This window comes from Aeromonas sp. QDB23 (genome assembly GCF_027707745.1).
GTDB classification, from domain to species: Bacteria; Pseudomonadota; Gammaproteobacteria; order Enterobacterales; family Aeromonadaceae; genus Aeromonas; species Aeromonas allosaccharophila.
In genome coordinates this window covers 85,014-109,835 of sequence record NZ_JAPCJA010000008.1, presented here as the reverse complement: position 1 = coordinate 109,835, position 24,822 = coordinate 85,014, and the positions used below count along the sequence as shown (strand labels likewise).

At 52.8% G+C, this 24,822-nt stretch carries 25 protein-coding genes and 1 other annotated feature; of the genes, 18 read left to right on the top strand and 7 right to left on the bottom strand.

The genetic code is table 11. The annotated features are described in order from the left end of the window. Positions 1 to 49: 49 nt before the first annotated feature. Entirely contained in the window at positions 50 to 712 is a 663-nt protein-coding gene (locus PG888_RS06085) for a response regulator (RefSeq protein ID WP_139707762.1), read from the top strand. A 118-nt stretch (positions 713 to 830) separates the two neighbouring features. Here the strand turns inward: PG888_RS06085 and PG888_RS06080 are convergent, their stop codons facing one another. The 3 genes from PG888_RS06080 to PG888_RS06070 all read right to left on the bottom strand — a co-directional run bounded on the left by PG888_RS06080 (position 831) and on the right by PG888_RS06070 (position 4,097). Next, positions 831 to 1,787, bottom strand: a complete 957-nt coding sequence (locus tag PG888_RS06080) for a sensor domain-containing diguanylate cyclase (protein ID WP_139728109.1) — start codon at positions 1,785 to 1,787, stop codon at positions 831 to 833. A 251-nt stretch (positions 1,788 to 2,038) separates the two neighbouring features. Further along, entirely contained in the window at positions 2,039 to 2,791 is a 753-nt protein-coding gene (locus PG888_RS06075; RefSeq protein ID WP_270692958.1) for a transporter substrate-binding domain-containing protein, read from the bottom strand. Positions 2,792 to 3,140: 349 nt separating this feature from the next. After that, complete coding sequence (locus PG888_RS06070; protein ID WP_270692957.1) at positions 3,141 to 4,097, bottom strand: sensor domain-containing diguanylate cyclase; 957 nt, start codon at positions 4,095 to 4,097, stop codon at positions 3,141 to 3,143. Positions 4,098 to 4,931: 834 nt separating this feature from the next. On the opposite strand from PG888_RS06070, the gene PG888_RS06065 reads away from it, so the two are divergent. Next, a complete protein-coding gene (locus PG888_RS06065; protein ID WP_270692956.1) occupies positions 4,932 to 6,497 on the top strand; it encodes a sensor domain-containing diguanylate cyclase in 1,566 nt (521 codons plus the stop codon). 372 nt (positions 6,498 to 6,869) lie between these two features. Here PG888_RS06065 and PG888_RS06060 read toward each other — a convergent pair whose 3' ends face one another. From PG888_RS06060 to PG888_RS06050, 3 genes are all read right to left on the bottom strand, one after another. Next, positions 6,870 to 7,268 (bottom strand): antitoxin Xre/MbcA/ParS toxin-binding domain-containing protein, encoded by a 399-nt coding sequence (locus PG888_RS06060; RefSeq protein WP_234664832.1) that lies wholly within the window; start codon positions 7,266 to 7,268, stop codon positions 6,870 to 6,872. Positions 7,269 to 7,552: 284 nt separating this feature from the next. Next, positions 7,553 to 9,094 carry a tyrosine-type recombinase/integrase gene (locus PG888_RS06055; RefSeq protein ID WP_270692955.1) on the bottom strand — a complete coding sequence of 514 codons (1,542 nt, stop codon included), beginning with the start codon at positions 9,092 to 9,094 and terminating at the stop codon, positions 7,553 to 7,555. A gap of 346 nt (positions 9,095 to 9,440) precedes the next feature. After that, entirely contained in the window at positions 9,441 to 10,595 is a 1,155-nt protein-coding gene (locus tag PG888_RS06050; protein WP_182939014.1) for a flagellar assembly protein FlgT, read from the bottom strand. 207 nt (positions 10,596 to 10,802) lie between these two features. Here PG888_RS06050 and PG888_RS06045 point away from each other — a divergent pair, with 207 nt between their 5' ends. Together PG888_RS06045 and PG888_RS06040 are read left to right on the top strand one after the other, a co-directional pair. Continuing rightward, complete coding sequence (locus tag PG888_RS06045; protein WP_182939015.1) at positions 10,803 to 11,423, top strand: FlgO family outer membrane protein; 621 nt, start codon at positions 10,803 to 10,805, stop codon at positions 11,421 to 11,423. A 10-nt stretch (positions 11,424 to 11,433) separates the two neighbouring features. Continuing rightward, entirely contained in the window at positions 11,434 to 11,859 is a 426-nt protein-coding gene (locus tag PG888_RS06040) for an LPP20 family lipoprotein (protein ID WP_005338717.1), read from the top strand. 76 nt (positions 11,860 to 11,935) lie between these two features. On the opposite strand, the gene pheA is transcribed toward PG888_RS06040, so the two are convergent. After that, on the bottom strand, positions 11,936 to 13,108 hold the full coding sequence (gene pheA, locus PG888_RS06035) for a prephenate dehydratase (RefSeq protein WP_182939016.1): 1,173 nt from the start codon (positions 13,106 to 13,108) through the stop codon (positions 11,936 to 11,938). Between pheA and PG888_RS06030 the strand changes: the two genes are divergently transcribed. The 14 genes from PG888_RS06030 (at position 13,107) to PG888_RS05965 (ending at position 24,820) form a co-directional block, all read left to right on the top strand. Continuing rightward, complete coding sequence (locus tag PG888_RS06030; protein WP_182939017.1) at positions 13,107 to 13,346, top strand: hypothetical protein; 240 nt, start codon at positions 13,107 to 13,109, stop codon at positions 13,344 to 13,346. The genes pheA and PG888_RS06030 overlap by 2 nt on opposite strands. Beyond that, positions 13,147 to 13,269: a sequence feature (Phe leader region), on the bottom strand. Its footprint overlaps the gene before it by 123 nt. Positions 13,347 to 13,440: 94 nt before the next feature. Beyond that, the gene (locus tag PG888_RS06025) at positions 13,441 to 14,052 is read left to right on the top strand and encodes an HAD family hydrolase (RefSeq protein ID WP_182939018.1); all 612 of its coding nucleotides are present in this window, start codon (positions 13,441 to 13,443) and stop codon (positions 14,050 to 14,052) included. A gap of 18 nt (positions 14,053 to 14,070) precedes the next feature. Then, positions 14,071 to 14,349, top strand: a complete 279-nt coding sequence (locus PG888_RS06020; protein ID WP_182939019.1) for a DUF6482 family protein — start codon at positions 14,071 to 14,073, stop codon at positions 14,347 to 14,349. A 79-nt stretch (positions 14,350 to 14,428) separates the two neighbouring features. After that, positions 14,429 to 15,265: a hypothetical protein gene (locus PG888_RS06015; protein ID WP_182939020.1), complete on the top strand. Its 837-nt coding sequence runs from the start codon at positions 14,429 to 14,431 to the stop codon at positions 15,263 to 15,265. A gap of 103 nt (positions 15,266 to 15,368) precedes the next feature. Further along, positions 15,369 to 15,941, top strand: coding sequence for a DUF3157 family protein (locus PG888_RS06010; RefSeq protein ID WP_182939021.1), 573 nt, complete (start codon positions 15,369 to 15,371; stop codon positions 15,939 to 15,941). Positions 15,942 to 16,137: 196 nt separating this feature from the next. Beyond that, on the top strand, positions 16,138 to 16,788 hold the full coding sequence (locus tag PG888_RS06005) for an autotransporter outer membrane beta-barrel domain-containing protein (protein WP_182939022.1): 651 nt from the start codon (positions 16,138 to 16,140) through the stop codon (positions 16,786 to 16,788). A gap of 180 nt (positions 16,789 to 16,968) precedes the next feature. Further along, positions 16,969 to 17,916 (top strand): YbgA family protein, encoded by a 948-nt coding sequence (locus tag PG888_RS06000; RefSeq protein WP_182939023.1) that lies wholly within the window; start codon positions 16,969 to 16,971, stop codon positions 17,914 to 17,916. Between the two features lie 146 nt (positions 17,917 to 18,062). After that, positions 18,063 to 18,950 (top strand): MerR family transcriptional regulator, encoded by an 888-nt coding sequence (locus PG888_RS05995; protein ID WP_270692953.1) that lies wholly within the window; start codon positions 18,063 to 18,065, stop codon positions 18,948 to 18,950. After that, the gene (phrB, locus tag PG888_RS05990) at positions 18,947 to 20,368 is read left to right on the top strand and encodes a deoxyribodipyrimidine photo-lyase (RefSeq protein ID WP_270815658.1); all 1,422 of its coding nucleotides are present in this window, start codon (positions 18,947 to 18,949) and stop codon (positions 20,366 to 20,368) included. The genes PG888_RS05995 and phrB overlap by 4 nt, the downstream gene beginning before the upstream one ends. Position 20,369: 1 nt before the next feature. Continuing rightward, positions 20,370 to 20,798, top strand: coding sequence for a nuclear transport factor 2 family protein (locus PG888_RS05985; protein ID WP_182939026.1), 429 nt, complete (start codon positions 20,370 to 20,372; stop codon positions 20,796 to 20,798). Further along, positions 20,795 to 21,529, top strand: coding sequence for an SDR family NAD(P)-dependent oxidoreductase (locus PG888_RS05980; protein ID WP_182939027.1), 735 nt, complete (start codon positions 20,795 to 20,797; stop codon positions 21,527 to 21,529). Before PG888_RS05985 ends, PG888_RS05980 begins: the two co-directional genes overlap by 4 nt. Beyond that, a complete protein-coding gene (locus tag PG888_RS05975) occupies positions 21,526 to 22,785 on the top strand; it encodes an NAD(P)/FAD-dependent oxidoreductase (RefSeq protein WP_182939028.1) in 1,260 nt (419 codons plus the stop codon). Before PG888_RS05980 ends, PG888_RS05975 begins: the two co-directional genes overlap by 4 nt. Next, on the top strand, positions 22,782 to 23,564 hold the full coding sequence (locus PG888_RS05970) for a DUF1365 domain-containing protein (RefSeq protein WP_182939029.1): 783 nt from the start codon (positions 22,782 to 22,784) through the stop codon (positions 23,562 to 23,564). The genes PG888_RS05975 and PG888_RS05970 overlap by 4 nt, the downstream gene beginning before the upstream one ends. Next, positions 23,564 to 24,820, top strand: coding sequence for an SAM-dependent methyltransferase (locus tag PG888_RS05965; RefSeq protein WP_182939030.1), 1,257 nt, complete (start codon positions 23,564 to 23,566; stop codon positions 24,818 to 24,820). Before PG888_RS05970 ends, PG888_RS05965 begins: the two co-directional genes overlap by 1 nt. Positions 24,821 to 24,822 lie beyond the last annotated feature (2 nt).

Genomic DNA, 24,822 nt, shown 5'->3' with positions numbered 1-24,822 from the left:
ATGCACATATGGTGTAATGTGACGCTAGCATGGTATTGAGTATGTAGTTATGGACAACAAAGTTTCAATCGAAGAAATGCAAGCATTAAAAGTATTGCTTGTAGATGACCACTCTATATTACGAGCAGGAGTCAAAGCTACACTCTCAACAGATCACCTTATGAAGGTGATTGCAGAGGCTGGCAATGGTAAAGAAGGATTAGAGCTAGCAGTAGAATATGAACCAGATTTAATATTGCTTGACCTTCAAATGCCAGTGCTTAATGGATTAGAAACGCTGAAAAGAATCAGAGCAAAGAAAATAAAAAGCAAGGTCGTTATCTTTACCGAGTCAGATTTGGAAATTGATGTTGTAGAGGCGTTTAGGTTCGGAGCCAATGGATATCTTTCAAAAAATATTGAACCGCTTGATTTAATTAGCTGCATTAAGAGCATATGTGCAGATACATCAATTGAAAGTCCTCAGTTAAACAATAAAAAAATGTCAAGTTCATTATCAGAAAGTAATGTTGGAATTATTGAATCATTAAGCCATAGAGAAATTGATGTAGTAAAACTTCTTGCTGAAGGTCACTCAAACAAAGTCATTTCAAAATTATTATTTATATCTCATGGGACGGTAAAAATACATGTGAGAAACATTCTAAGAAAACTAAAATTAAAGTCTAGAGTTGCAGTTACTGTATGGGCACATAATCGAACTATTAAGTGATTATAATTTAAAAATGTACATTAATAAAAATTATCTTGATATTTTTATTGTTGCAGCTTATTGCCATTCTAGTTAATGACTCTCTTTAATCATATGCCCATAGGGTGCATATGATTTATCAATTCTGCTTGCAACGATACATGGCCTCATCCGCCAATCGGAGTAATATATTTAGGTCTGGTGGTGTAGTTGCATCATACTCCACAACGCCTATAGAACAAGAAAGGGTATATACCTTACCGCTATGTTTATTGAACTCATTGAAGGTTTGAATTACTCGTTGATTGATAGAGTCAACATTGTTCATATTGGTCTCGGGTAGTAAAACCACGTATTCATCACCACCTAATCGAGCACAGATATCAGCATTTCTAAAAATCAAGTTGATCAAGCTGGCGGCTTGGCACAATGCATCATCTCCAACATCATGACCAAATCGATCGTTTATAGATTTGAAATGATTCAAATCTATAAACAATAATGAAAGGCATCTTTTCGTTCTGAATGCATGTTGCAAATACCTCTCAGCCAGAAGAATAAAACCTCGCCTGTTGGTTATCCCCGTCAACTCATCTATTGTCGCCATTTGAACTGCACGTAACTCGCTTTCAACTGTTAATGCCAAGTCGGTAAATAAAGCTCTATCCTTTTCTCCAAAAAACCTAGCTTTACGGTCTATAAGGCACAGCGATCCGATATGCAATCCATCAGTTATTACTAATGAATGACCAGCATAGAATCGGATGTATGGCTCCCCTTGAACCATTGGATTATTATAATAAAGAGGATCTTTGGTTGCATCCTCAATAACAAGCATGCGTTCTTTAAGAAATCCATCTTTACAAAAAGAGATATTATGAAGAGGTTCATGGATGTTTAGGCCATAACAAGGCTTGGCCCACTCGTGTTCATTGTCTCCGAATGAGATCAGGGCAATAGGCACATCAAACATGTTGCGAGCCATTCTTGTTATACGAATGAAACGCTCTTCTGTTGGGGAGTCAAGCACTTGGAGGCGGCGCAATGCATCTAAGCGAAGAAAGTGGGGATCACTGGTTTCAGAGAACGGTTGCATCCTAGCGGCCTTTTTACGTTGTGTCCGAAGCGATGTGATTATGACATCCATTTGGATATAGCTAAATAGAATGCTGGATTACGGATGACAGATTTTTAGTGCGGGTATGCGAAAATGCACATTTTTGGTTGTCTAATGAGACCATTGCTAAGGGGGCAATGAAAACTCAATCGTGTTGTTCTATGAAGGCGAGGATATCATCGATCACCCCAGATGCTTGTAAAGCGCCGTGGCTCGAACTGGATTTTAAATTAATCATAATAGCAAAACTGCTCTTTCAGTTGCTCTACTCTACCTTCGGCTTTCATTTTTTTAAGCATTAAGGCCAAATCTTTAGCTAGCCTTGAGTGTTTCTTATTAATATACGCATAGCCTGCCAAGGTATCAACAATTCCTGCGGAATATATCTTATTATACTCGGTCGATTCCGCAAGCAATGCATGCTTGCTCCTATCAAATACCAGAGTTTGTTCAACAAATACATCAACGCGTCCTTTTATCAGTTTTTTCAATCCCTGCTCAGTTGTGTTTACCTCTGTCGGTAGGGGTAAGGTAATAAGCTTGGAAAGCGCATCTTCGGCGCGTTTTGAGCCTCGTCTGAACTCAACTCTTAATCCTTCCTTATCTAGGCTATGCCAGGAATTATACTTTGATCTGTTGTCATACACATAAGCTTCAATAGTTACGTTGAAATGTGATTCATTCACTCTGATCAAGTTGGTTGTTTGCTGTTGGTATTCAAAGGCCCGATGAATTTCACCATCAACACTGCCATCCTCCGCGAGGATCGGCGCTCTTCCACCAGGAACGCCTTGATATAGAAATTTGTATCCCAATCTAGAAAATGCCTCACTATAAATATTATATAGCCAACACCCATACTTTGAATGATAAGTGTCCTCTGAACTAACTAGAACTATTTTGGTTTCAACAGCAATAGCACATGAAGAAAGTGTCGTAAGGAGAATGAACAATATGTTTCTTATATTGTATTCTGAAAGCATACATACCCCACATTGACACATCCCACTTTTAATATAGCTCATGTTAAAAAATTAGCCATGTAAAATCAAATGATGTTTACAACAGGTCTCACGAGATATGGATTTGCACCACTTAAACTGTGTCTCTTCCCAAATAGTTTGAGCTGCTGAAAGTTAATGTATAGAAATTCGAGTGGCTACTCACCAATGCGTATTTATCGGCAGGCAATTAAAAAGATGCGCTGAAACAAAATAAGAAAAACTCATCATGACTAGGATATATTTTTATACGGTTAATTCCTTTTGCCCGTATATGAATAATAATCTGTCACAGACATGCTCAGATAGTTGAATTGTTGGCGACAGCTCTTTATCGTTGCACTTTGCATGAATACATCTCTTCATCTGCTTGCCGCAGTAGTTGATCTAAATCCGGTGGCATGGTCGCATCGTAAACAACAATGCCTAGAGAACATGAAAGTTGATATGGCTTCCCACTATTGCTATTGAAATCATTCGTTGCCTGATATAGTCGCTCTTTAATTCTGTGGCAATTTTCACCACTCGTCCCTGGTAAAAGAACGACAAATTCATCTCCACCAAGACGAGCGAATATATCTGCATCTCGAAATACTCGGCATAATAACTCGGCCATATGTTGCAATGCGTCATCGCCAATATCATGACCAAACTTATCGTTAATTAGTTTGAAGTGATTTAGGTCTAAAAAAAGTAAGGCCGCTGGGTGTTTTACACGAAATGCATATTTCAAACTTTTTTCGGCGAGCAGCATGAATCCTCTACGGTTAGTTATCCCCGTCAATTCATCTATGGTTGCTCTCTGAACGGCTTGTAACTCACTCTCAACCATGGATGCCAAATCAGCTAACAGCGCTTGGTCTCGTGGGCTAAAACCCCTGGGTTTAGAGTCTATGATGCACAATGTACCCAGCTTCAAACCGTTCCCAACTTCTAGTGGATGGCCTGCATAGAAGCGAATGTGTGGTTCCCCCGTGACTAAGGGGTTGTCAGAAAATCGTGGATCTTGGGCCGCGTCTTCAACTACAAACAGTTCTTCACCGAGAATTGCATGACCACAAAAAGAAATGTCTCGCGGTGTCTCCAATACCGGCAACCCACAACATGACTTGAACCACTGTCTGTTTTCATCCACCAATGAAACCAATGCGATGGGCACATCAAACATGTTGCGAGCCATCCTGGTAATCCGGTCAAAACGCTCCTCTGCGGGGCTATCAAGTATCGCTAATCGGCGCAATGCGTCTAAGCGAAGCCGTTCGTTATCCGGTACTTCTGGGCTTTGCATCAACATCTCCTTGTTGTGTGGGCAGTGTCTGCCGCCAACATATACAGTGTGTCTCTACGTTTGATGTACTGACAGTCTATTACAGTAGATAGACCTATCATTGTGAGCCATATCTCTTTGGTGACAGAGGCAAGGTTTACAAGCTTGGTAACGTGGGTGTAGATAGCTTTACCACCAAGAATCCACCTGGTGCCCTCTATTTTTGTTCGGCCATCCTAGCAAAATGCCACGTCTCAGTTAACCGATTTGTCATTAATGAACTGACCTCATATCATAAAGTCTCCCAGCTTTTGCATCTGGAGCCAACGAGATGGTCAGAGTCATTTTTCAAGCCAAAGTACATACCAGTGTTGACTCCGGCAGGTGGGTCGAAGTCCCGCGTTTATGTTTACAACACTGTGTCGTGGAGGATTTCAAGGCTCACACTAGCTGGAGAAAACTGATCTCATCTTTAGAGCTGGACGAGACTCTGGAAGCGCACACCAATAGGTTGTTTGGTGATGCTAGGCGATTAGACCTGAGCGCAGCACCTGAAGGTGTTTCTGTAGATGAGTTCGGGGCTTTGGCTATTGTGACTATAGATTTGATGTTGTGCGACCAATCCCATTAAAAAATAGCAGATTCATACACTTATGGTTGTCGTTATTCGGTCATTGCCTTCATCGTAGACAAACCTTAACGTTCTGATTGCATGCAAGGTTGCAAGCCGTCATCGAGGAGTGTGCCCTAAATGGTGGGCGTTCAGGTTGGAGGGAGTGATCACAATCATGGGCTCATTCAAATCTTTCTAGTATAGTTAGCCCCTCAGACCTTTTCAGACAGGATGTCGGTGTAATGAGTGATAAAACCCAGTGGAAAACATGGTCATTGATTTCCCGCATGCGTCTTGGGTTAGTTCTGCTTTTCGTCCCCATATTAATTCTCGGGGCCATTTATTACTATCATATGACCGTCACTCTGCAACGTGATTTACAGCAACAGTTAGTATCCAAGAATGATCAACTTCATAATGTTTTGATTAAGCCATATATTGATACCCTCACAACACAGTTTGAGCTTATCTATCGCAATGTTGATTATAAAGACTTTATAGATAACAAGATCAAACATCAGTCTGAATACTTAAAGGACTGGCGGCGTTATCAGGAAACTGCTGGGCTACAATACATCTATGTTGGCACAGAGCATCGACAATTGCTTGTTCATCCTGAATGGCAACCAGACTCAAATTTTAACCCACGCATAAGGCCATGGTATCAACTTGCCGTTAAAAATAAAGGCAAGATGGTTTGGACTGAACCATATTACGACTACATTTACGGAACGCTATCCCTCTCATTAGCTAAAACAATTGAAGATCCGACAGGGAAGTTAGTTGGTGTTTTTTCAATTGATACATTACTTCAACCCATATCAAAGTGGCTTAATTATAAGCAAGATGCTGGGTATCAGATGTTGGTGAATGGGGCTGGTAAGATGTTAGTTCATCCAGATAAAGAGCTAATGTTTACGCCCATGAAAGATATGACTTGGCTTTCGAAGTTCACAAAAGACAAAGGCGTATTCCATGATAAAGAATCTGGGATGTTTGTGGCATATAATAAAGTCGATGGTCAAGACTGGATCTTGGTTAGTGTTGTTCCAGAATCTACCTTACAAGGTGTCATTGAAAGTGTATCACTTAATGTTCAAGGGATCATCGCACTAACCTGCATCCTTTATCTATTGCTCGCGCTATCATGGTCTCGTTATTTTCAACGTATGCTCAATGAGCTTTATGGTGTTATTAGGTCAAGTCGTAATAGCTCATTGAAAACACCCAAAAATAGAATGGTTGAGTTATCACATGTGTATGAGGAAGTGGCAAAATCGACACATGAATTATCAGAGGCTCGCTTACAGGCTAATGTTGACCAACTGACAGGTTTATACAACCGTAGATTTTTTGACATAAAGCTTTCTCAGCTGTTAAAAAAGCAAGAACCATTTTATTTAGCGCTGTTAGATTTAGATGACTTTAAAAAAGTGAACGATACGTTCGGGCACCAAACTGGTGACTCTGTATTAAAAAGAGTAGCGAAACTTGGAAATTCAATTTTTTATGAGCATGGCTGGTTCTGTCGATATGGTGGAGAAGAATTAGCTGTATTGTTTGAAGTGGGCTCTGGGAACTTATCGATATCTTTACTGGAGGCATTAAGGCATGGTGTTGAGCATCTGGACTGGCGTGAAGATGCTCTTCGAGTAACACTCAGTGGTGGGGTTGCTGTTAGTAAAAAAGATATTAGTGCAAAAGAGCTTATAAATGCAGCTGACATTCAGGTTTACAACGCTAAACGCGATGGTAAGAATCGAATTTACGAGTGCATATCAATAACTACTGTTCATGACACCATGTAGCGTGAATCCCATATGATTGATATATATGCAAGAAATAAATTGAAGTTTTACTATTCAGTGCCTTAGGCACTAATTTAACCAGTTATTGTAAGGGTATCTCCTTCGATAGAATTCGTTATTAGATTGTTATGACCTTCAATTATGAGTGTTTATTGATGAAATAATAGCCGTGGGTGTACAAAACTGGTTTATCTTCGCTGCGTAGCAGCGGAATAATGGTGAGCTGCTTAAATTTCATTGATGCTCTCATAATTAGTAAATGGACAGTTTTCCGAATTTTTCAAGTGGGGTAAATGAAATAAATTTCAAAAAATGATGAGATTGGTTGTTTTTGAAGCATTCTGTAGGGATTCGCCTATCAGAAACCTCGATTTAGTTGCACACCCCATGCTGAATCCGCCCCACCAAATTCACAACAGCCTGAACCCCCATCTGTGTAGTCAATAACTCGGCTGGAGCCACGCCACCGAGGCCCCAGGCTGGTCTGTTTAGCCATGACAACGCCTTGGCAGTATCGTTCTTGTTGAGGGATAGTGCCGCATCGAGGGCCTGCACAACGCCGTATACCCTAGCCCCCTGAGAGATTGATAGGGTAGCCCCAATCCTCAGCTTGCGAGCAACAGTGCTCCTGCTAATGCCTGCTAAGCGGCATATCAAACCCGTATCGGTACTCATCAATTCAGCCAGTCGATGAATGATGCCAGGAGCTACGCCAGCTATGATCCAGAGATGTGCACTCAGTGGATCTTGAGGGATGTTGAGAGTCGTCATAAGGGTGGGGGCTGAACTAGCCTGCGTACTGGGTTGATAAACTGAAAGTGACATATTTTACTGTTCCCATATTGACAATGATTTGTTCTCATCATCGTACTCGATGTTCAGATTTTCTGACAGTTACCTCACTGGTTATAATTGTTGATGTTGCTGCTGCTATGGAGGGCACACGCCCCCTCCATGAGCGAATGAACGAACTGAATCATGTTCATGGCCTATACCTAGAAATATGGCCTCATTCAGCAAATCCATTGTAAGAAAATAATAGCTTTATATTCAAGCTACAGCATTTCTTTAAGCCAAAAAATTTGCTCTGCATTTAGTTGGTTTTGGTCACTCAAATCTTTCATTTCTTGTACGAAAGTAGAGAGTTCATCTTTTATATTCTTCTTTATACATCTCCTAACATAGCTTTCATATAAGCTATTAACAGATGGAGGGAAATTCGTTTCCTGTTGCACCTTTATAGCTGCATTAGAATTGGTTGCACTCCTTAACTTTTCTCTTGTAGCTTTGCTGATATTGTTGTCAATATAGTAATTCATCAACGTTTCGAGGCTGTGTCCAGTGATCTTAGATAAATCTTGAATAGGCACTCCGCTTTCTAGTGCTTTTTTGGCAAAAGTATGTCTGGCATCATATAGTCGGCCTATCTTAGGAAAATTAAACTCTTTTTTAACTGCCTGCCAAGTTTTCTGATAAAGGCTCGAAGTTACATGGGGGGCCTTTGCGTCGCGACAACAAGGAAACATTAACTCACCCTCTCGATCACTCAAACTTTTTAGAATTTTGTATTTCGCTACATAATTCCAGTATGAGTCAGACTCAATAGCAACAATGCGTGCAGCCTTGTTTTTACTAATTTGCTCAGGAATACGTATGGATCTATCATTAATATTAAAATTGTTGCTTGTGTTTCTATATATTTCAGAGTTTCTTGCCCCGCATAGGAACATGGTTGCAACTATGATCTTGGAATCCCCACCACCTGGAGTGTCTTCATTAAAAATAAATTCCACGACTTCATTTGTGGGGTCAGTATATGTTGTGACAGGCCTCTTAGGGTTTCTTGGGAACAGAAAAATATGCCTATCAATTTTATTCTTTGGTAAATAGGTGCACGTAACACACATATTAAACAAGCTGTTTAATAAGGAATAGTATTTCCTCATTGTTTCTGATGTTATTGGCGTTTCTTTGTTCTGCCAATACTTTTTGAATATTACTGGATGATCTTCATTAAATTCAGATAGCTTTAGGTCTAACCATGGTTCAAAGGCAGATGAGATTTCCCTTATTGTTTTGTCGGTAACAGGGCTTAATGAATTTCTCTTGTTTGATTTATTTTCACGGTCGTTTTTATAATGCTCTAAAAGATATGTTCTCAATGTAAAAGACTGATATTTCCACTTTTCTGGATTAATCTTTTCAGCATCACTAACTAATCTCTTAAACTCTTCCTTAGCCTGTGTAACGCTAAAAAAACCTTTTTGGTAATGTCCACTTTTAGTGCGAGGCGTCCAATTGCCAATTTTCTGCCTCCGATTTTTATCGTAAACAATATAGAATGTCTTAACACTGTTTCCGATTCTTAGTTTTAATCTTGGTTTGTTCTTTTCATTATATTTTTCATCGTCAGAACTATAGTGCGTTAATTCAACACATTTATTTTTATCATTAATAAATGGAAGACTATCTATGTACTGGTCTTTAAAGGTAAATGAGAATTTCCCTTTAATTATGGCCGCAGGGTGACCCTGGAGCAGCGTCTTAAGATCGAACTCTTCTTTGCGTATGGATGTAGCCGGATTTTTGGGAGCCATTGGGTACCACCGAAAAATGTTCTATTGAGACATTATAGCGGCAAAATAGCGCAAAAGTAGAGTTGAATGGCGTGAATAGCTCTTAAATAGCGCAAAACTGGCATCGATTGCGCCGCTCACAAAACAAGCAGCCTGGTTGTTTATGAATGTTTTTTGATCTATAAAGCTATGTTTTTAAAGGAAATATTTATAATTCCTAATATTTAAGAAATCTTATAACAGCCTATTTAGATAGATTTTTAAGCAATAAACATCCCTTAGGAGGGGACCGCTCTATCCTACTGAGCTACGGGAGCTGTGTGGCGGACATTATACAAGAAGCAACTCCCTTTTAAACCCTTGATTCTTATTCCAATATTGCCAAATCCCCATTCTGGATGTTAAACGGCGAATATTTGTTCTGGCTGCTGATGATGGCGCCATCGTCAAATACCTGCACCACCTCGAACAGGCCGTCGGCCGGATTGCGCATCATGCGCGACTTGCCGTAGGGGTCGATGAAGTCGGCGTTGTGCTGGATGCGGAACTGGTCGCCGAGCTTGACGCCGTTGCGCCGCCCCAGATTGATGTAGGGGCCGCGTTCGTTCTGACCGACCACCCGAGCGGTGACCGGGGCGCAGGTAAGCTGGGCCACCAGATCCTGAGCGGCTTGTTGCAACTGGTAGTTGACCTCCTGGCCATAGCTCGATTGCCAGAACTGGCCGCTGCTGCTGCCCACCTGTTCCCGCTTGTCAAAGGTCCAGGTGGCGCGCCCTTCGTAAACCTTGCGGTTGATCAGGCTGCCGTTGATGCCGTCGAACAGGTAGAGCTGCATGCGAAAGTTGCGCACGGGATCCTCATACCAGCTGGTCAGCTGATTGCCCTGCGGCTCGATGGAGAGATCGTCGATGCTGCCGAGCACTAGATACTGGCTGTCGGTGCGCAGGCTGAGCGCCTTGATCTCCTCGAGGGCGCTGCGATCCCCCTGCTGCAGATGGAGCGGATCGATGCGCAGGTTTTCATCCAGCCACTGGCGCACCGCGACCCCTTGCGGCGCATTGGCGAGAGTTTCGAATAGCCGCCGCGAGAGGTTTTCCGGCATGTCGTCCATGGCGCCATAGCTGGCCTGATCCGGATAGCGCAGCCGTAACCTGACCAGTGTCAAATCCTTGGCGAAGTGCTGGGTCTGGCAGATCTGGCGCTCGGCCTGAATGTCGGCCACCAGGGTGATGTACATGCGACCGTTGCGCACCTCTTCTCGCTTGAGGCGGTATTGGCGAATGTCGCCGCCGGAGCGGATCTGGATCTGCTCGGAGCGCAGGCTGCCATTTTCCAGACGCTGGACGCTGGAAACGGCCGCGCCGCTGGCCAGCAGTGCCTGACGCAGGGCATCGCGGGTCGCCTGCTCGCGGGCGTAGACTTCATCACCCCCCAAAATGGCGGCGCTGCCCTGCGCTTCGATCAGTTCGGCACGGGCGCTCAGGCTGGCCAGCAGCAGGGTCAACAGCAGCGGTAATTTCATAACAGATACCTTGAGTTGGCGGGCAGGCGCGCCATTTTGGAGGAAATGGCGCCCGCTGGCCGACATGGATCACAACACTTACCGGGTGGCAGCGCACGCTGGCGCTGACAATGACCATTAAAAAGCAAGAATCATGCCTCATTCCCGGCTCAAGCTTTGTCCGGCGCGTCCGATAATAAGTCAGGTGCAGATACAGGAAAGGTATCCATGAACAAACTCATCACGGCGTTGGCGTTCGCCCTGGCATTGGCCGGGTGCGGCTCCGACCCTATCAATCGGGATCAGGGTGACCCCCGCCAGGCGGCGCAGGGGATGGAGCTCAACTGGCTGGTGGCGCGTATGACCGATCAGCTGATGGAGCGCAAATCTCTGACCACCCTGACCGAACCCATAGCAGTGGCTTCCTTTGTCGATCTCGATACCCTGCAGGATACCAACTGGATGGGACAGCAGATTGAGGAAAGCTTTATCTACGAGCTCAACCGCCGCGGCGAGGTGGTGGTGGACTTCAAGCTGACCGGCAGCATCAAGGTGACGCCGCAGGGGGATTTCGTGCTGAGCCGCAACTACAAGGATCTCTCCTCCCGTTTGCCCATCTCTCGCATTCTGGTCGGCACTTTCAGCCGCAACAGCAAGGGGATCCTGGTCAACGCCCGTGTTATCGACATGCGCACCAAGATGGTGGAGACCACGGCCCAGAGCCTGCTCCCGCAACAATATCTGTTCGGTGCCAACAACTCGTTTGGCCGGGCATCGATCAATCGCGGTTATCTGATGCGTGACAGTCAGGCCAGACCGGGTGGCCATCTGGTCAACCTGACCCCGTGAGGAGCGAATCATGAAAATCCTGTTTGGTTGCCTGTTGGCACTCTTGCTCACCGGTTGCAGCGGTAACCGGGTGGTGGATTACACCCAGGGTGGCAAGCCCGATGATTTTCCGGTGCTCAAGGCGGTGGGGTATGCGGTGATCGACATCCAGCCCGGCCCCTCCCAGTCTGAGAAGATGTTGCAAGCCATTCGCGCCTCCAAGATGGATGCCTATCGCGAGCTGGCCGAGCAGCTCAATGGCCAGCAGGTGCGCGGCCAGAGTAGCTACCGCGATCTGACCCAGACCTCCAACTCGCTGGATGTGTCTGTGGCGGGCGTGGTGCGCGGTGCGCGGGTGGTTGCCTCCTATCCGCGCGGTAACACCTATGCCACCGAGATGGAGCTCGATACCCGCGCCCTCTACAACATCAACCAGTTGATGGCCGGTCAGTTCTGAGTTGATAGGCAGGGCCTGAAACAGGCATCAAAACAAAAGGCGAGCAGAGTGCTCGCCTTTTGTCGTTGTGGGCTGGTTAACTCCCCATCAGCACCGGCGGTACTGCGGTGGGTTTCACATCCTCGCTCGGGTAGCAGCCCAGCACCTTGATATAGCGGGTGATCTTGGTCAGCTCCACCAGTGCGGCCTGCATCGCCGGGGTCTGCAGGTTGGCGGAGACATCGAGATAAAACATCTCTTCCCACGGGTTGCCCTGCACCGGACGGGACTCCAGTTTGGTCATGTTGATCTCGTGGCTGCGCAGCACCAGCAGCGCCTCGACCAGCGAGCCCGGCTTCTGGGAGGTGGACATGATGAGGGTGGTCTTGGCCGGGATCTGCGGCGCCACGTCGATGGGCTTGCGCGCCACCACGATAAAGCGGCTGTAGTTCTCTTTCTGGTTGGCCAGCTGCTCGGCCAGCACGTCCAGACCATACAGCTCGCCACCGGCGGCGCTGCCGATAGCGGCGGCCTCTGCGCTCGCCAGCTCCTTCACCTTCATCATGGCGCTGGAGGAGGAGTCGCAGATCTCGTGACGGGCCTCTTCCAGCTTGCTCAGATAGTGGGAGCACTGCTGGAACACCTGCGGGTGGGCATAGAAGGTCTTGATGCGGCTTAACTCGGTCGGTACGGCGGTGAGGATGCAGTGCTCGATGGGGTAGGTAAGCTCGCCAACGATGGAGAGGCTGGTGTGCTGCATCACGTCATAGACTTCGTTGATGGAGCCCGAGCTGGTGTTCTCGATGGGCAGCACGCCAAAGGCGGCGCGGCCCGACTCCACCGCATCCAGCACTTCACGGAAATTCTGGCAGTTCACCTCGATCACCTGATCCTTGTAGCGCGCCAGATATTTGCGGGCGGCAAGGCTGGAGTAGGAACCGCGCGGCCCCAGATAGGCGACGCTGGTCATCGGCTCCTGCTGCTCCGGGTTGAGCAGGCTCTGCAGATAGGCCTGCTGGGAGAGCACAGAGTCTTCGATGATGGTGTGGTAGATGCGGGTGATGTACTGGGCATCCAGCCCCAGCACGCGCCCTTTCTGGATCAGGGCGACCAGCAGCTCCTGCTCCCGCTGGTGGTCGCGGATGGGGCGCGGGTTGGCCTGTTTGGCTCGGGCCACCTCGATGCTGAGGGTCTTGCGTTTCGCCAGCAGGGCAAGCAGCTCCTGATCCAACCGGGTGATGTCTTGTCTGATCTCGTCGAGCGTTGCCATGATTGTTCCCTATCCAAGTAATCGATTGATATTAATGCAAAAAAAAGCCTCCGCTAGGGGGAGGCTCGATTCGTCTTTGCTTTCTGGTCACACGACGACAGGCCTTCCCTCAAGCGGGCCGGATAAACGAGAAAGCAAAGAAGAATGTTGGCTGCATGGTCAAAATCCTGATGGTAACGCCCTAACCATTAAGGGATTTGCCGGTCTGATGCAAGTAAAACTTGCCCACGGACGGTGATGGGGGCAGGGTATCCGGTTAAGAAAATGGCGTATGAATGAAGTTCTATTGACGCTGTTTTGACGGCAACCACGCAGTGGAGGAGGTAAAGACGATGACGATTATTTTCGATCTGGGACGGGTGGTGGTGAGCTGGGATCCGGTCGGCATAGTGCGTTCGGTGCGTGGCCCGCAAGGGGCCGAACAGTTGGCGGAACAGCTCTTTAACCACCCGGACTGGCTGGAGGTAGACAGAGGTACCATGTCGCTCCACACCATGGCCCGCGAAGCACAAACGCGCACCGGCCTCTCCGCGGCACAGAATCTGGCCATTTTGCAGGCAGTTCCCGCCTCCCTGCTGCCAGATCCCGCTATGCTAACCCTGATAGCCGAGCTGCACGGGGCGGGGCACACCCTGTATGCCCTCTCCAACATGGGTCATGCCAGTATCGACTGGCTGGAGCAGCATCAGGATTTCTGGCGCTTCTTCAGCGGCAAGGTGGTCTCGGCGCGGGTGCGGATGATGAAGCCGGAGCCGGATATCTATCGCTATCTGCTGGTGTCGTTCGATCTGAAACCGGCAGAGTGCCTCTTCATCGATGACAGTCCCGCCAACATTGCGGCCGCCGAGGCCCTCGGCATCAGGGGGATCGTCTTCACCGATGCGGCAAGTTGCCGTCAGCAGTTGGGTGAGCTGGGCTGTTTGCCCGCCACCGGCAAGGGGTGATGCCCCTGTGGGAGCACTATGGAGCATGGCCGGTTTCGCAACTGGTTGAGTCACTATCCCGAAGCGACCCTGATTATCGCCTGCAAGGATGGCAGCGGTTATCAGCTCTGCATCGAGGCGGAAGGAGAGTGCCTCTGCCTGACCGACAGCGAGGGAGGGCGCCTGACCTTTACCTCGCTGGATCAGGCGCAGGGTTTCTTGCGAGCCCATCTGGTTCATCAGGCAAGATTGCGAATTTATGACGCCCAAAATGAAGATTTAGCAGCAGAATCACAGGAAATAATCATCAAGTTTTAATTTTAACCAGACTCTTTAAGGGTCTATTCAGCTTGTTTCCCGCACAATACTGCACCTGTTCATCATTCGGAGCTGTTTAATGGGTGCCAATGTTGTTGTACTGAATCAGGGATATGATCACTCTTTTCAAGCCAGGGAACAGCTGCTGATTGAGCGACTGGCAAGTTTTGACGAGCTGATTGTCTCTTTTTCGGGACGGTTGGAATCCTGCTACAGCATCGATCTTTGCCGTGCCAGCGGCGTCAAGATCCGCGCCATCACCCTCGATAACCCGACCCGCAGCCGCAGCGAAGTGGCCCGTGCCCGCCGTTATTGCCAGCGTTATGACATCGAGCACTGGATCGTCAAGAGCGACGAGATCGTCTTCTGTGATCGCCTGCCAAATATGGAGGGGCTGATCGACCCGGTTCGCCGCATTGGTGAGCATGTGCAGAGCCGTCCCGAGTGGGCCCACCTGCCCTTGCTGATCCCGGCTGCGGTGGAGGAGCGGGATGACTATCTGGCCCAGTTCGGCTCACTGCCTGCCAATACCATCTGGTTTTTTGCCGACAACGGGGTGATGAGCCGCGATTTTCGCTATGGCTTCAACAAGCGTCAGCTCGGCCGCTGGGGCAAGGGGAGCAACGGTTGCCTGAGCAATCGCTTCACCAATCCACGGCTGCTCAAGCAGCGCTATCTGCGGATGGTGGATCAGGCAGAGCAGATACTGGCCGACATGGGACTGGACGAGGCGCAGGTCTTTTTCCATACCCTGTGCGACTGCTCCACCATCCTGGCCCGGGTGAGTCTGCCCGAGCATCAGCGTGCCCAGGCCTTTGATATGCAATCGGATATTTTGTCTGCTCTCAAGGGAACCGAGTTCGATCTGGTGACCCTGGATATGGCGCAGAAAGAGCGGCACGATCTCGCCATCTAGCTTGCGGGAGGAGCGGGGGGCAAGAACGTGAGTGCTGTCATAGGCAAGGGGTCACGGGACTGTTTATACTGTCGCCCTTTCATCCGTTACCGAGCTTCGCCCTATGAAACCCTTGTCCCGTCTGCTGGTTGCCCTGTGTCTCACTCCCGTGCTGGCACAGGCGGCTCCTCTCTCTCAGGTAACACTGCCCGATGGCCGGCAGGTTCAACTCAACGATGACTTCACCTGGGAGTATCTGGTGGTCAAACCGGCAGACCCCGTGCAGAGCGTGGCTGCCAAGGAGAACTCGGGGGCCGTGGTGGCGGTCGCTGCCCCGGTGCTGACCGATCAGGCCAAGGCCAATCCGGAACTGCTCGCCCAGATGGCACGCGACGGTGTGGTGGTCAAGCTGGACAAGATCGAGGGATCTGACCCGCTGGCGCTGACCTTTATGGTGAGCAATACCGGCAGCCGCAATGTGGTCGGGGTGCGTGGCATGGTGACCCTGTTCAGTGCTGACGGGGTGCAGCTGAGCCGTCAGGAGGCCCGTTTCTGGGTCGCCGAGAACCGCCTGCCGGAGACCTATCTGCGCAAGGGGCAAGCCCGTCCATCGCTCGCCCTCGAGATCCCCCGTCCCGCCGGATTGACCGGTCAGCCGCTGGTGCGGGTCGAAATTGACGAGGTGGTCTTCCGCTGATTTTTTCGCAGATCCGGCCCATGCAAACTGTGTGGGCCGGCAACTTGTTGCCGCTGACACCTCCAGCAATATCTGCTTACATCTGACATGGTTTTGCAACAGCTTGCCGCTCGGCAAGCAGGGAACCTCGCCGCACAATGACTCCATACCTGCTCGTAGCCAGTAGCCACGGGCCCAATCACATGGAGTTATCATCATGAAAAAAGCAACCGTCTCTCTTCTGGTTCTGGCCGGGTTTGCCTCTACTTCCGCCATGGCGCAGGATGCCTTCAGCTACGCCAAGGGTGGCCTGACCTGGGCACACACCAAATCCGACTATCTGAGCCACAACAAGTTTCTGTTCCCCCGTGATGCCAGCAGTGAGGGGACTCGCGATTTTGGCGGTGTAACGCTGGATCTCTCCAAATCGTTCGCCAACAACTTCTACGGCCGTCTGCTCTCCGAGGGCACCTCTGCCCAGCACGGCAATGACAGCATGGGGATTGGCAGTCTGGGTATCGGTGTGTTTACCCCGCTCAGCACCGGCCTGAACCTCTACGGTGAAACCGGTCTGATGGGTTACACCATGGAGCGTGAGCGAGCCTATGACTTCAGGGGTTGGGATACTGTGCTCCGTAAGAGCAGTGGCAGCATGTACGGTGAAGTGGGCCTGCGCTACGACATCGGCGATATCGAGCTCTCCACCGCTTATCGTTACGCCAACATGACCGACGATATGCACGACTTCAAGGTGGGCGGTGCCTACAAGCTCAACCAGAATTGGGCACTGACTGCCGATTACACCTATCGCAACTGGGATCTGCAAAAAGGTTCCATCTCCAGCCTGGGTGTGAAGTACAGCTTCTAATTTTCCTTCCCGTAGTCCGTAGTGTCTTGATTTTTACCCATGGCGTTCGCCATGGGTTTTTTCTTTTTCCGGTGATCCCTTTTTTCTCCTTGTGTCGTATCAGTCGCAAATAGTTATACAACTTTCATTTTTTTGTATAACTGCTATAACTGAATCAAGACTTATACAAGGAGTGTCATCATGTACAAGATTAAAGTCGGTATCAGTGCCTGCCTGCTGGGCCAAGAGGTGCGTTTCGATGGGGGCCACAAGCGCTCCAGCTTCTGCGAACGGGATCTTGGCGCTCACTTTGACTATCACCCCGTCTGTCCCGAGATGGCCATCGGTCTAGGGGCGCCTCGCGCCGCCATCCGGCTGGTCAAGCGCCACGGCGAGATCCGCGCCGAGGCGAGCAACGGCAGCTTCGATGTCACCGAAAAGCTGATTGCCTTCAGCGAGCAGAAGGTACGTCAGCTCGACTTTATCTCCGGTTATATCCTCTGTGCCAAATCACCCAGCTGCGGTATGGAGCGGGTCAAGGTCTATGGCGCCAACAACGAGGGGAGCGCCAAGGAGGGGATTGGCCTCTTTGCCAAGGCGTTGATGGAGGCCAACCCCCTGTTGCCGGTGGAAGAGGATGGCCGCCTGTGCGACCCCATCCTGCGGGAGAACTTTGTGCTGCGGGTCTTCGCTTACCACGACTGGCAGCAGCTCTGCGCCCGCGGCATTACCGCCTCTGCGCTGATCCGCTTCCACTCTCGCTACAAGTATCTGGTGCTCTCCCATGCCACCACCCACTACCGCATCCTCGGCAAGCTGCTCGGCAATCTGGGCAAGTCCACCAATTTGCAGGAGGTGGCCGACAACTACATCAAGGGATTGATGACGGCGCTGACCCTGCGAGCCAACCGCCGCAGCCACACCAATGTGCTGATGCACCTGCAGGGCTACTTCAAGCGAGTGCTGACCCCGGCCCAGAAGCAGGAGCTTGCCGATACCATCGACAAGTACCGCACCGGCATCTTCCCCTTGCTGGTGCCGCTCACCCTGATCCGTCACTACCTGCGCGAGTACCCCAACCCCTATCTCGCCGAGCAGGTTTATCTCAATCCCCATCCCGATACGCTCAAATTGCGCTACGGGCTCTGAGAATGCTGTTTTGTGCGGTCGAGCAGGTCTATCTCGACCTTCACCCCGATACGCTCAAATTGCGTTACGGGCTCTGAATCCGTTCTGTTGCCCCGGCGCATGATTTGCGCCGGGGAGCCTTACCCCTCTGTTTGATGGACGTTGTCATGTCTGATTTATCGCAAGAAGTTGCTCCTCTCGCTGATGAGGGGATCTACCCCATTCGCGAGGTCTCCCGCCTCACCGGCGTCAACGCCGTGACCCTGCGAGCCTGGCAGCGCCGCTACGGGTTGGTACAACCGGCTCGCACTGAAAAGGGCCACCGCCTCTACAGCGAGCAGGATATTCGCCAGATCGGCGAGATCCTGAGCTGGCTGGAGCGGGGGGTGAGTATCGGGCAGGTGAAGGGACTCTTGAGTGAACCCCATTCTGAGCCAGTGAGCGATCACTGGCAGCAGACCCTGGAGCAGTTCAGTCAGGCGTTGCTCGCCTTCAACCAGCGCAAGGCGGAGGCCGAGCTCAACGATCTGCTGGCGAGCTACCCGTTCGAGCTGGTACGCAGCCGTGTACTGCAACCGCTGGTGGAGCGGCTGCTCGGGCTGTGGCGCGAGCGGCCCGATGGCGATCTGCTGCAACAGGTGTGGCTGGGCTGGCTCCATACCCGCTTCGCCCGCCACCTGATCGAGCAGGAGAAGGGCGTGCCGGTCACGTTGGCGAGCTGGGGACAGGTCGGCCCGCTCGATCTGGTGTGGGCCGCTTACGAGCTGATCGGTCAGGGCTATGAGGTGCAACTGCTGGGCGCGGTTGAGCCGCGCCATGCCAGCCTGCTGGAAGGACGCGCCGCCACCCCCTGGCTGGTGCTGCTGGGGGCCGGGCTTGGCAAGCAGGAGCAGGCCGCCGACTGGCCCGCAGGTACGCGCCTGTTTGGCGAGCTGGGGCGCCTCTACGATGATGAGTGGCTTAAAGCCCACGGCTGGCAGGCGAGCCTTGCCGAGCTGATGGTGGACGTGACTGCTGTGGCTGGTGCCAGCGGACGCGGGAGGAAAAAGTCATGAAGCTGGTTTGGTTGCGCAATGATCTGCGCCTTGCCGACAACCCGGCCTTGCGGCATGCCTGCGCTGATGATGAGCCGGTGGCCGCGCTCTTTATCGTCTCCCCCACCCAGTGGCGGCAGCACAAGATGGCCCCCATCCGTCAGCGCTTTATGTTGGCGCAGGTGGATGAATTGGGCCGTGAGCTGGCGGCGCTCGGCATCCCGCTCCATCTGCTGCGAGTGGAGACCTTTGCCGAGGTGCCCGCTGCGTTGGCTGATTTAAGCCGGGAGCTGGGGGTGACCCAGCTCTACGCCAATCAGGCCATCGAGATCGACGAGCAGCGTCGCGACCACGCCGTCAGCGCCGCACTGGCAGAGCAGGCGGTGAGTTGTCACTGGCTCAACGGCTGCTGCGTGTTGCCGCCGGGGCGGGTGCTGACCGGGTCGGGGGAGATGTTCAAGGTCTTCACCCCTTTCAGCCGTGCCTGGCTCAAGGCCCTCGATGAAGATGGTTTTGTCATTCACCGCGCCCCTGCGCCCCGTGGTGAGCCCTTGCCGTGGCAGCCGCTGGCCGAGCGGGAGTGGGTCGATGAGGCGCTCGGCGAGCTGACGGCTGATCCTCTCTGGCCTGTGGGGGAGGCGGAGGCAAGCCGCCGTCTGAATGATTTTCTGGAGCAGGCGGTGCTCGATTATGGCGAGACCCGGGATTTTCCTGCCATCGCGGGCACGTCCGTGCTCTCCCCCTATCTGGCTGCGGGCATTATCAGCCCCCGTCAGTGTGTGGCTGCGCTCCAGCAGCGGCTTGGCTATCGGCCCCAGTCGAAGGCCCTGCCCGGTTTTGTCTGGATCAATGAGCTGGTCTGGCGCGAGTTCTATCGCCACCTGCTGGTACTGATCCCGACCCTCTCCATGAATCGCCCGTTCAAACCCGAGACGGCGGCCTTGCCGTGGAGCTGGGATCCGGATGCCTTCGCTGCCTGGTGCGAGGGCCGTACCGGCTACCCTATCGTCGATGCGGCGATGCGTTGTCTCAACGCCACCGGCTGGATGCACAACCGGCTGCGAATGATAGTGGCGAGCTTTCTCACCAAGGATCTCCACATCCACTGGCGGCTCGGGGAGGACTACTTCATGAGTCAGCTGATTGATGGCGATCTGGCTGCCAACAATGGCGGCTGGCAGTGGGCGGCGGGCACAGGTGCCGATGCGGCACCCTATTTCCGGGTGTTCAACCCCACCACTCAGGGGCAACGATTTGATCCACAAGGGGAGTTCATCCGTACCTGGGTAACTGAACTGGCCGATATTCCCGCCGCTTATGTGCATCAGCCACACGACGTGCTGCGGCTCAAGGGGCGACAGGATTATCCGGCACCCATGGTGGATCACGCCGTTGCACGGGTGAGAGCCATCGAGATGTTTCGCGCTCTGGAGAAATAGGATGAACGAGCCGCTGGCACGCTTTATTGGCCTCTATCAGCAATTGGACAAACAGCAGTTGCACCGCTTGCCCGATGTCTATGCCGAACAGGTAGTCTTCACCGATCCGGCTCACCGCATCGAGGGGTTGGCGGCCCTTGGCGACTATTTTGCTGCCCTCTATCAGCGCCTCGCCTACTGCCGTTTCGTCATCACCAGTCAGCAGCAGCAAGGGCCGCAGGCTTGGCTCGGCTGGACTATGACCTTCTCCCACCCCAGATTGCGCGGTGGTGAGCCGGTGACGGTGGAGGGGGCCACCCGCCTCGAGTTCGACGCGGCAGGCAAGGTGTGCCAGCACCGGGACTATTTTGACCTGGGCGCCATGCTCTACGAGCAGTTGCCGCTGCTCGGGCCCGTGGTGCGCACTATCAAGGGGAGGCTCGGCGCATGAGCGGCCGGGTGCTTATTACCGGGGCGACCTCCGGTATAGGTCGTCAACTGGCGCTAGATTACCGGCGTGCTGGCTGGCAGGTGTGGGGCTGCGGCCGCGATGGCGAACGGCTGCAGGAGTTGGGGCTTCATGGCGTCACGCCGCTGCAGTTCGATGCCCGGGATGTGGCCGCAATGAACGGGATAGCCGCTACGCTGCCGCCGCTGGATCTGCTGATCCTCAACGCAGGCAACTGCGAGTACATGGATGTCGGCGAGGGGTTTGACAGCGAGCTGTTTGCCCGGGTGATCGAAACCAACCTGACCGCCACCGGCCATGCGCTGGCCGCCTTCTTGCCACTGCTAGGGGCGGGATCACGGCTTGCCATCGTCAGCTCATCGGTGAGCTGGCTGCCGCTGCCGCGAGCCGAGGCGTATGGCGCCTCCAAGGCGGCCCTCGACTATCTGGCGGATACCTTGCGTCTGGATTTTGCCAGCAAAGGGATCGGCGTGACCCTGATCCGCCCCGGCTTTGTCCAGACGCCGCTCACCGCCAAAAATGATTTTCCCATGCCCTGTCTGGTGACGGTGGAGCAAGCCTCCCGCGCCATCATGGACGGGCTGACCGCTGGTCGTCACCAGATCCACTTTCCCCGCCGTTTCATCTGGTTGTTGCGCCTGCTTGGTGCGCTGCCGGTGGGGCTCTGGCTGCGCCTTGGCCGCGCACTCGTATCGAAAGGAAGCCATTCATGAAGAAAAAGATCGCCATCGTCGGTTCAGGGATCTCGGGACTCACCGCCGGTTTTCTGCTCCACAAACTCCATGACATAACCCTGTTCGAGGCGGCGCCGACCCTGGGCGGTCATACCGCCACCGTCGATGTGGATCTGGCTGGCCGCAGCTATGCCATCGACACCGGCTTTATCGTCTTCAACGATCGCACCTACCCCAACTTCTTGAAGTTGCTGGCGCGGATCGGCATGGCACGGCAACCGGCTGAGATGAGCTTCTCGGTGAAGAGCCCGGAAGGGCTGGAGTATAACGGCCACAACCTCGATACCCTGTTTGCCCAGCGCAGCAATCTGCTGAGCCCCCGTTTCTATGGCTTCGTCGCCGAGATCTTGCGGTTCAACCGGGAGGCGCGGGCCTGGCTGGCGGATGGTCAACATCAGGATTCAGGCCCCGAGCTGACCCTGGGGGACTTTCTGCTGGCGGGGGAGTTTAGCGACTACTTCGCCCGCCACTACATCTTGCCGATGGGGGCGGCGATCTGGTCATCAACGCTGGCCGATATGCGCGCCTTCCCTCTTGGCTTCTTCCTGCGCTTTTTTGCCAACCACGGCCTGCTCGATGTGGCCAACCGGCCCCAGTGGTACGTGATTCCGGGTGGCTCGCGGGAATATATCGGCCCCCTTACGGTGGGTTGGCAGTCGCAGATCCGCCTCGCCTGTCCGGTGCAGAGCGTGCGGCGGGTCGCGGATGGCGTGGTGATCCAGAGCAGCTACGGCGAGGAGCGGTTTGACGAGGTGATCTTCGCCTGCCACAGCGATCAGGCGCTAGCGCTGCTGGCGGATCCCGGCGAGCGGGAGCAGGCTATTCTCGGCGACATGCCCTATCAGGCCAACGATGTCTGGCTCCACACCGATGCGCGCTGCCTGCCGACCCGTCGCAAGGCATGGGCCAGCTGGAACTATCAGCTCGATGGCAACGACGAGGCACGGCCGCTGGTGAGCTACAACATGAACATCCTGCAGGGTGTGAACTCGCCAGAGCCCTTCTGCGTCAGCCTCAACCCCAAGGGCAAGGTGGATGAGAGCAAGGTGCTGCGTCGCTTCGTCTACCACCATCCGGTGTTTAATCAGGCCTCCATCGCCGCTCAGCAGCGGCGTGCGGAGATCTGCGGCCAGCAGCACACCCACTTCTGCGGCGCCTACTGGTACAACGGCTTCCATGAGGATGGGGTGCGCAGCGCGCTGGACGTCGCCAGGCGCTTCGGAGCCGAGCTATGAGCGACGCCACCGTGGCCACTCAACATGAGCGTGCCGACGAACTGGCTGGCGTCACCAGCGCCATCTGGCAGGGTTCAGTGCGCCACCGCCGTTTTGCACCGCGGGCTCACTCCTTCTCATACAGCCTCTTTATGCTGGGGCTGGATCTCGATGAACTGCCGCAGCTCGATCAGGGGCGCTGGTTCGGGGTTGAGCGGGCAGGGCTGCTCTCGTTTCACCGCCATGACTATCTCAAGGGGAGTGAGGGAAGCCTCAAGCAGGCGGTGTGGCAGAAGGTGAGCGAGCTGGGTGGTGATGCCGAACCCGAGGGGCGGGTGCTGCTGCTCGGCAATGTCCGTTGTCTGGGGTTCTACTTCAGCCCGGTCAACTTCTACTTCTGCTACCGGCAGGGGGAGGCGCGCTATCTGCTGGCGGAGGTGTCGAACACCCCCTGGAACGAGCGTCACTACTACCTGCTGGATCTGGCGGCGCTGGCGCCCCATGACAAGGATTTTCACGTATCCCCCTTTATGGGGCTGGCGATGCGTTACCACTGGCGCATCAGGCCGCCCGCGCAGGAGACACTGATCCATATCGAGAGTCATCCCGTATCCGGTGAAGCCAAGCTGTTTGACGCCACCCTGGCGCTCACGCGCGAACCCTTGTCGCGCAAGGGGCTGGTGGCCCTGCTGGCCCGCTGGCCCTGGATGACCATGAAGGTGCTGCTCGGGATCTACTGGCAGGCCCTGCGTCTTTTTATCAAACGAACACCGATATTTACCCATCCGGAGAGCCGCTAATGGAACTTGCTCAATCTACCCTCTCAGCCTCATTCATCGATAAAAGTGCAAGGCAATTGCTGCTCAAACTGCTGGGGCGTCTCGAACATGGCCAGCTGCTGCTGCGGGATGGTGGTGAGCGCCACAGCTTTGGCGTCGCGGGCACCGGTCTGCATGCCGAACTGGTGGTGCAGGATCCAGCCTTCTATCGCCGTCTGTTGCTGGGGGGCAGCATTGCCGCCGGAGAAACCTGGGTGGAGGGGCTCTGGACCAGCCCGGATCCGGTGGCGCTGGTACGGCTGCTGGCTCGCAACCTGACGCTGCTCGACTCCCTTGAGCGGCGCCTCGGCTGGCTCAGTTTTCCCTTCAACAAGGTGCGCCACTGGCTCAATCGCAATACTCTGACCGGCTCGCGCTCCAACATCGCCGCCCACTACGATCTCGGCAATACCCTCTATCAGAGTTTTCTCGACAGCCATATGCAGTACTCGAGCGCCATCTATCCGAGCGCCGAGGCCACTCTGGAAGAGGGGCAGCAGGCCAAGCTGCGCACCATCTGCGAGCGGCTGGAACTGGGGCCTGACGATCATCTGCTGGAAATTGGTACCGGCTGGGGTGGCCTCGCGGTCTATGCCGCCCGCCACTACGGCTGCCGGGTGACTACCACTACTATCTCCCGAGCCCAGCATGACTATGCCAAAGAGTGGATTGCGCGGGAGGGGCTGGGGGATCGCATCACCTTGCTGCTGGAGGATTACCGCAAGCTGGAGGGCACTTATGACAAGCTGGTCTCCATCGAGATGATCGAGGCGGTGGGTCACGCCTTCCTGCCCGACTATTTCCGCCAGTTGTCACGGCTGCTCAAGCCCGGTGGTCGCCTGCTCATCCAGGCCATCACCATCGCCGATCAGCGCCATGCCCAGTATCTGCGCGGGGTTGATTTCATCCAGCGCTACATCTTCCCCGGTGGCTGCCTGCCCAGCGTTTCCCAGATGGCGGGACTGCTGGCGCGGGAAACCGACATGCAGCTGGTGCGATTGCACGATCACGGCCATCACTATGCCCGCACGTTGGCTCACTGGTGCGAGCGTTTTCTGGGACTGGCGCCCGAGCTGCCCAAGCTCGGTTATAGCCAGGATTTCATCCGGTTGTGGCACTTCTACTTCGCCTATTGCGAGGGGGGATTCTGGGAGCGCAGCATCAGTCTGGTACAGTTGGAGGCTGCCAAGCCGGGCCCCACTGGCTGGTCGGGTGATGTGCCAGTAAGCGGTCACTGACC

Bases quoted from the DNA above. Each gene is read 5' to 3' on its own strand.
- PG888_RS06010 (WP_182939021.1), top strand. From the start codon at position 15,369: ATGAAACCCTTGTCCCGTCTGCTGGTTGCCCTGTGTCTCACTCCCGTG.
- PG888_RS06000 (WP_182939023.1), top strand. From the start codon at position 16,969: ATGTACAAGATTAAAGTCGGTATCAGTGCCTGCCTGCTGGGCCAAGAG.
- PG888_RS05970 (WP_182939029.1), top strand. From the start codon at position 22,782: ATGAGCGACGCCACCGTGGCCACTCAACATGAGCGTGCCGACGAACTG.
- PG888_RS06075 (WP_270692958.1), bottom strand. From the start codon at position 2,791: ATGCTTTCAGAATACAATATAAGAAACATATTGTTCATTCTCCTTACG.
- PG888_RS06025 (WP_182939018.1), top strand. From the start codon at position 13,441: ATGACGATTATTTTCGATCTGGGACGGGTGGTGGTGAGCTGGGATCCG.
- PG888_RS06080 (WP_139728109.1), bottom strand. From the start codon at position 1,787: ATGCAACCGTTCTCTGAAACCAGTGATCCCCACTTTCTTCGCTTAGAT.
- PG888_RS06030 (WP_182939017.1), top strand. From the start codon at position 13,107: ATGATTGTTCCCTATCCAAGTAATCGATTGATATTAATGCAAAAAAAA.
- PG888_RS06065 (WP_270692956.1), top strand. From the start codon at position 4,932: ATGAGTGATAAAACCCAGTGGAAAACATGGTCATTGATTTCCCGCATG.
- PG888_RS06060 (WP_234664832.1), bottom strand. From the start codon at position 7,268: ATGACGACTCTCAACATCCCTCAAGATCCACTGAGTGCACATCTCTGG.
- pheA (WP_182939016.1), bottom strand. From the start codon at position 13,108: ATGGCAACGCTCGACGAGATCAGACAAGACATCACCCGGTTGGATCAG.
- PG888_RS06015 (WP_182939020.1), top strand. From the start codon at position 14,429: ATGGGTGCCAATGTTGTTGTACTGAATCAGGGATATGATCACTCTTTT.
- PG888_RS05980 (WP_182939027.1), top strand. From the start codon at position 20,795: ATGAGCGGCCGGGTGCTTATTACCGGGGCGACCTCCGGTATAGGTCGT.
- PG888_RS06005 (WP_182939022.1), top strand. From the start codon at position 16,138: ATGAAAAAAGCAACCGTCTCTCTTCTGGTTCTGGCCGGGTTTGCCTCT.
- PG888_RS06045 (WP_182939015.1), top strand. From the start codon at position 10,803: ATGAACAAACTCATCACGGCGTTGGCGTTCGCCCTGGCATTGGCCGGG.
- PG888_RS06040 (WP_005338717.1), top strand. From the start codon at position 11,434: ATGAAAATCCTGTTTGGTTGCCTGTTGGCACTCTTGCTCACCGGTTGC.
- phrB (WP_270815658.1), top strand. From the start codon at position 18,947: ATGAAGCTGGTTTGGTTGCGCAATGATCTGCGCCTTGCCGACAACCCG.
- PG888_RS05975 (WP_182939028.1), top strand. From the start codon at position 21,526: ATGAAGAAAAAGATCGCCATCGTCGGTTCAGGGATCTCGGGACTCACC.
- PG888_RS05985 (WP_182939026.1), top strand. From the start codon at position 20,370: ATGAACGAGCCGCTGGCACGCTTTATTGGCCTCTATCAGCAATTGGAC.
- PG888_RS06055 (WP_270692955.1), bottom strand. From the start codon at position 9,094: ATGGCTCCCAAAAATCCGGCTACATCCATACGCAAAGAAGAGTTCGAT.
- PG888_RS06070 (WP_270692957.1), bottom strand. From the start codon at position 4,097: ATGCAAAGCCCAGAAGTACCGGATAACGAACGGCTTCGCTTAGACGCA.
- PG888_RS06050 (WP_182939014.1), bottom strand. From the start codon at position 10,595: ATGAAATTACCGCTGCTGTTGACCCTGCTGCTGGCCAGCCTGAGCGCC.
- PG888_RS06020 (WP_182939019.1), top strand. From the start codon at position 14,071: ATGGAGCATGGCCGGTTTCGCAACTGGTTGAGTCACTATCCCGAAGCG.
- PG888_RS06085 (WP_139707762.1), top strand. From the start codon at position 50: ATGGACAACAAAGTTTCAATCGAAGAAATGCAAGCATTAAAAGTATTG.
- PG888_RS05995 (WP_270692953.1), top strand. From the start codon at position 18,063: ATGTCTGATTTATCGCAAGAAGTTGCTCCTCTCGCTGATGAGGGGATC.
- PG888_RS05965 (WP_182939030.1), top strand. From the start codon at position 23,564: ATGGAACTTGCTCAATCTACCCTCTCAGCCTCATTCATCGATAAAAGT.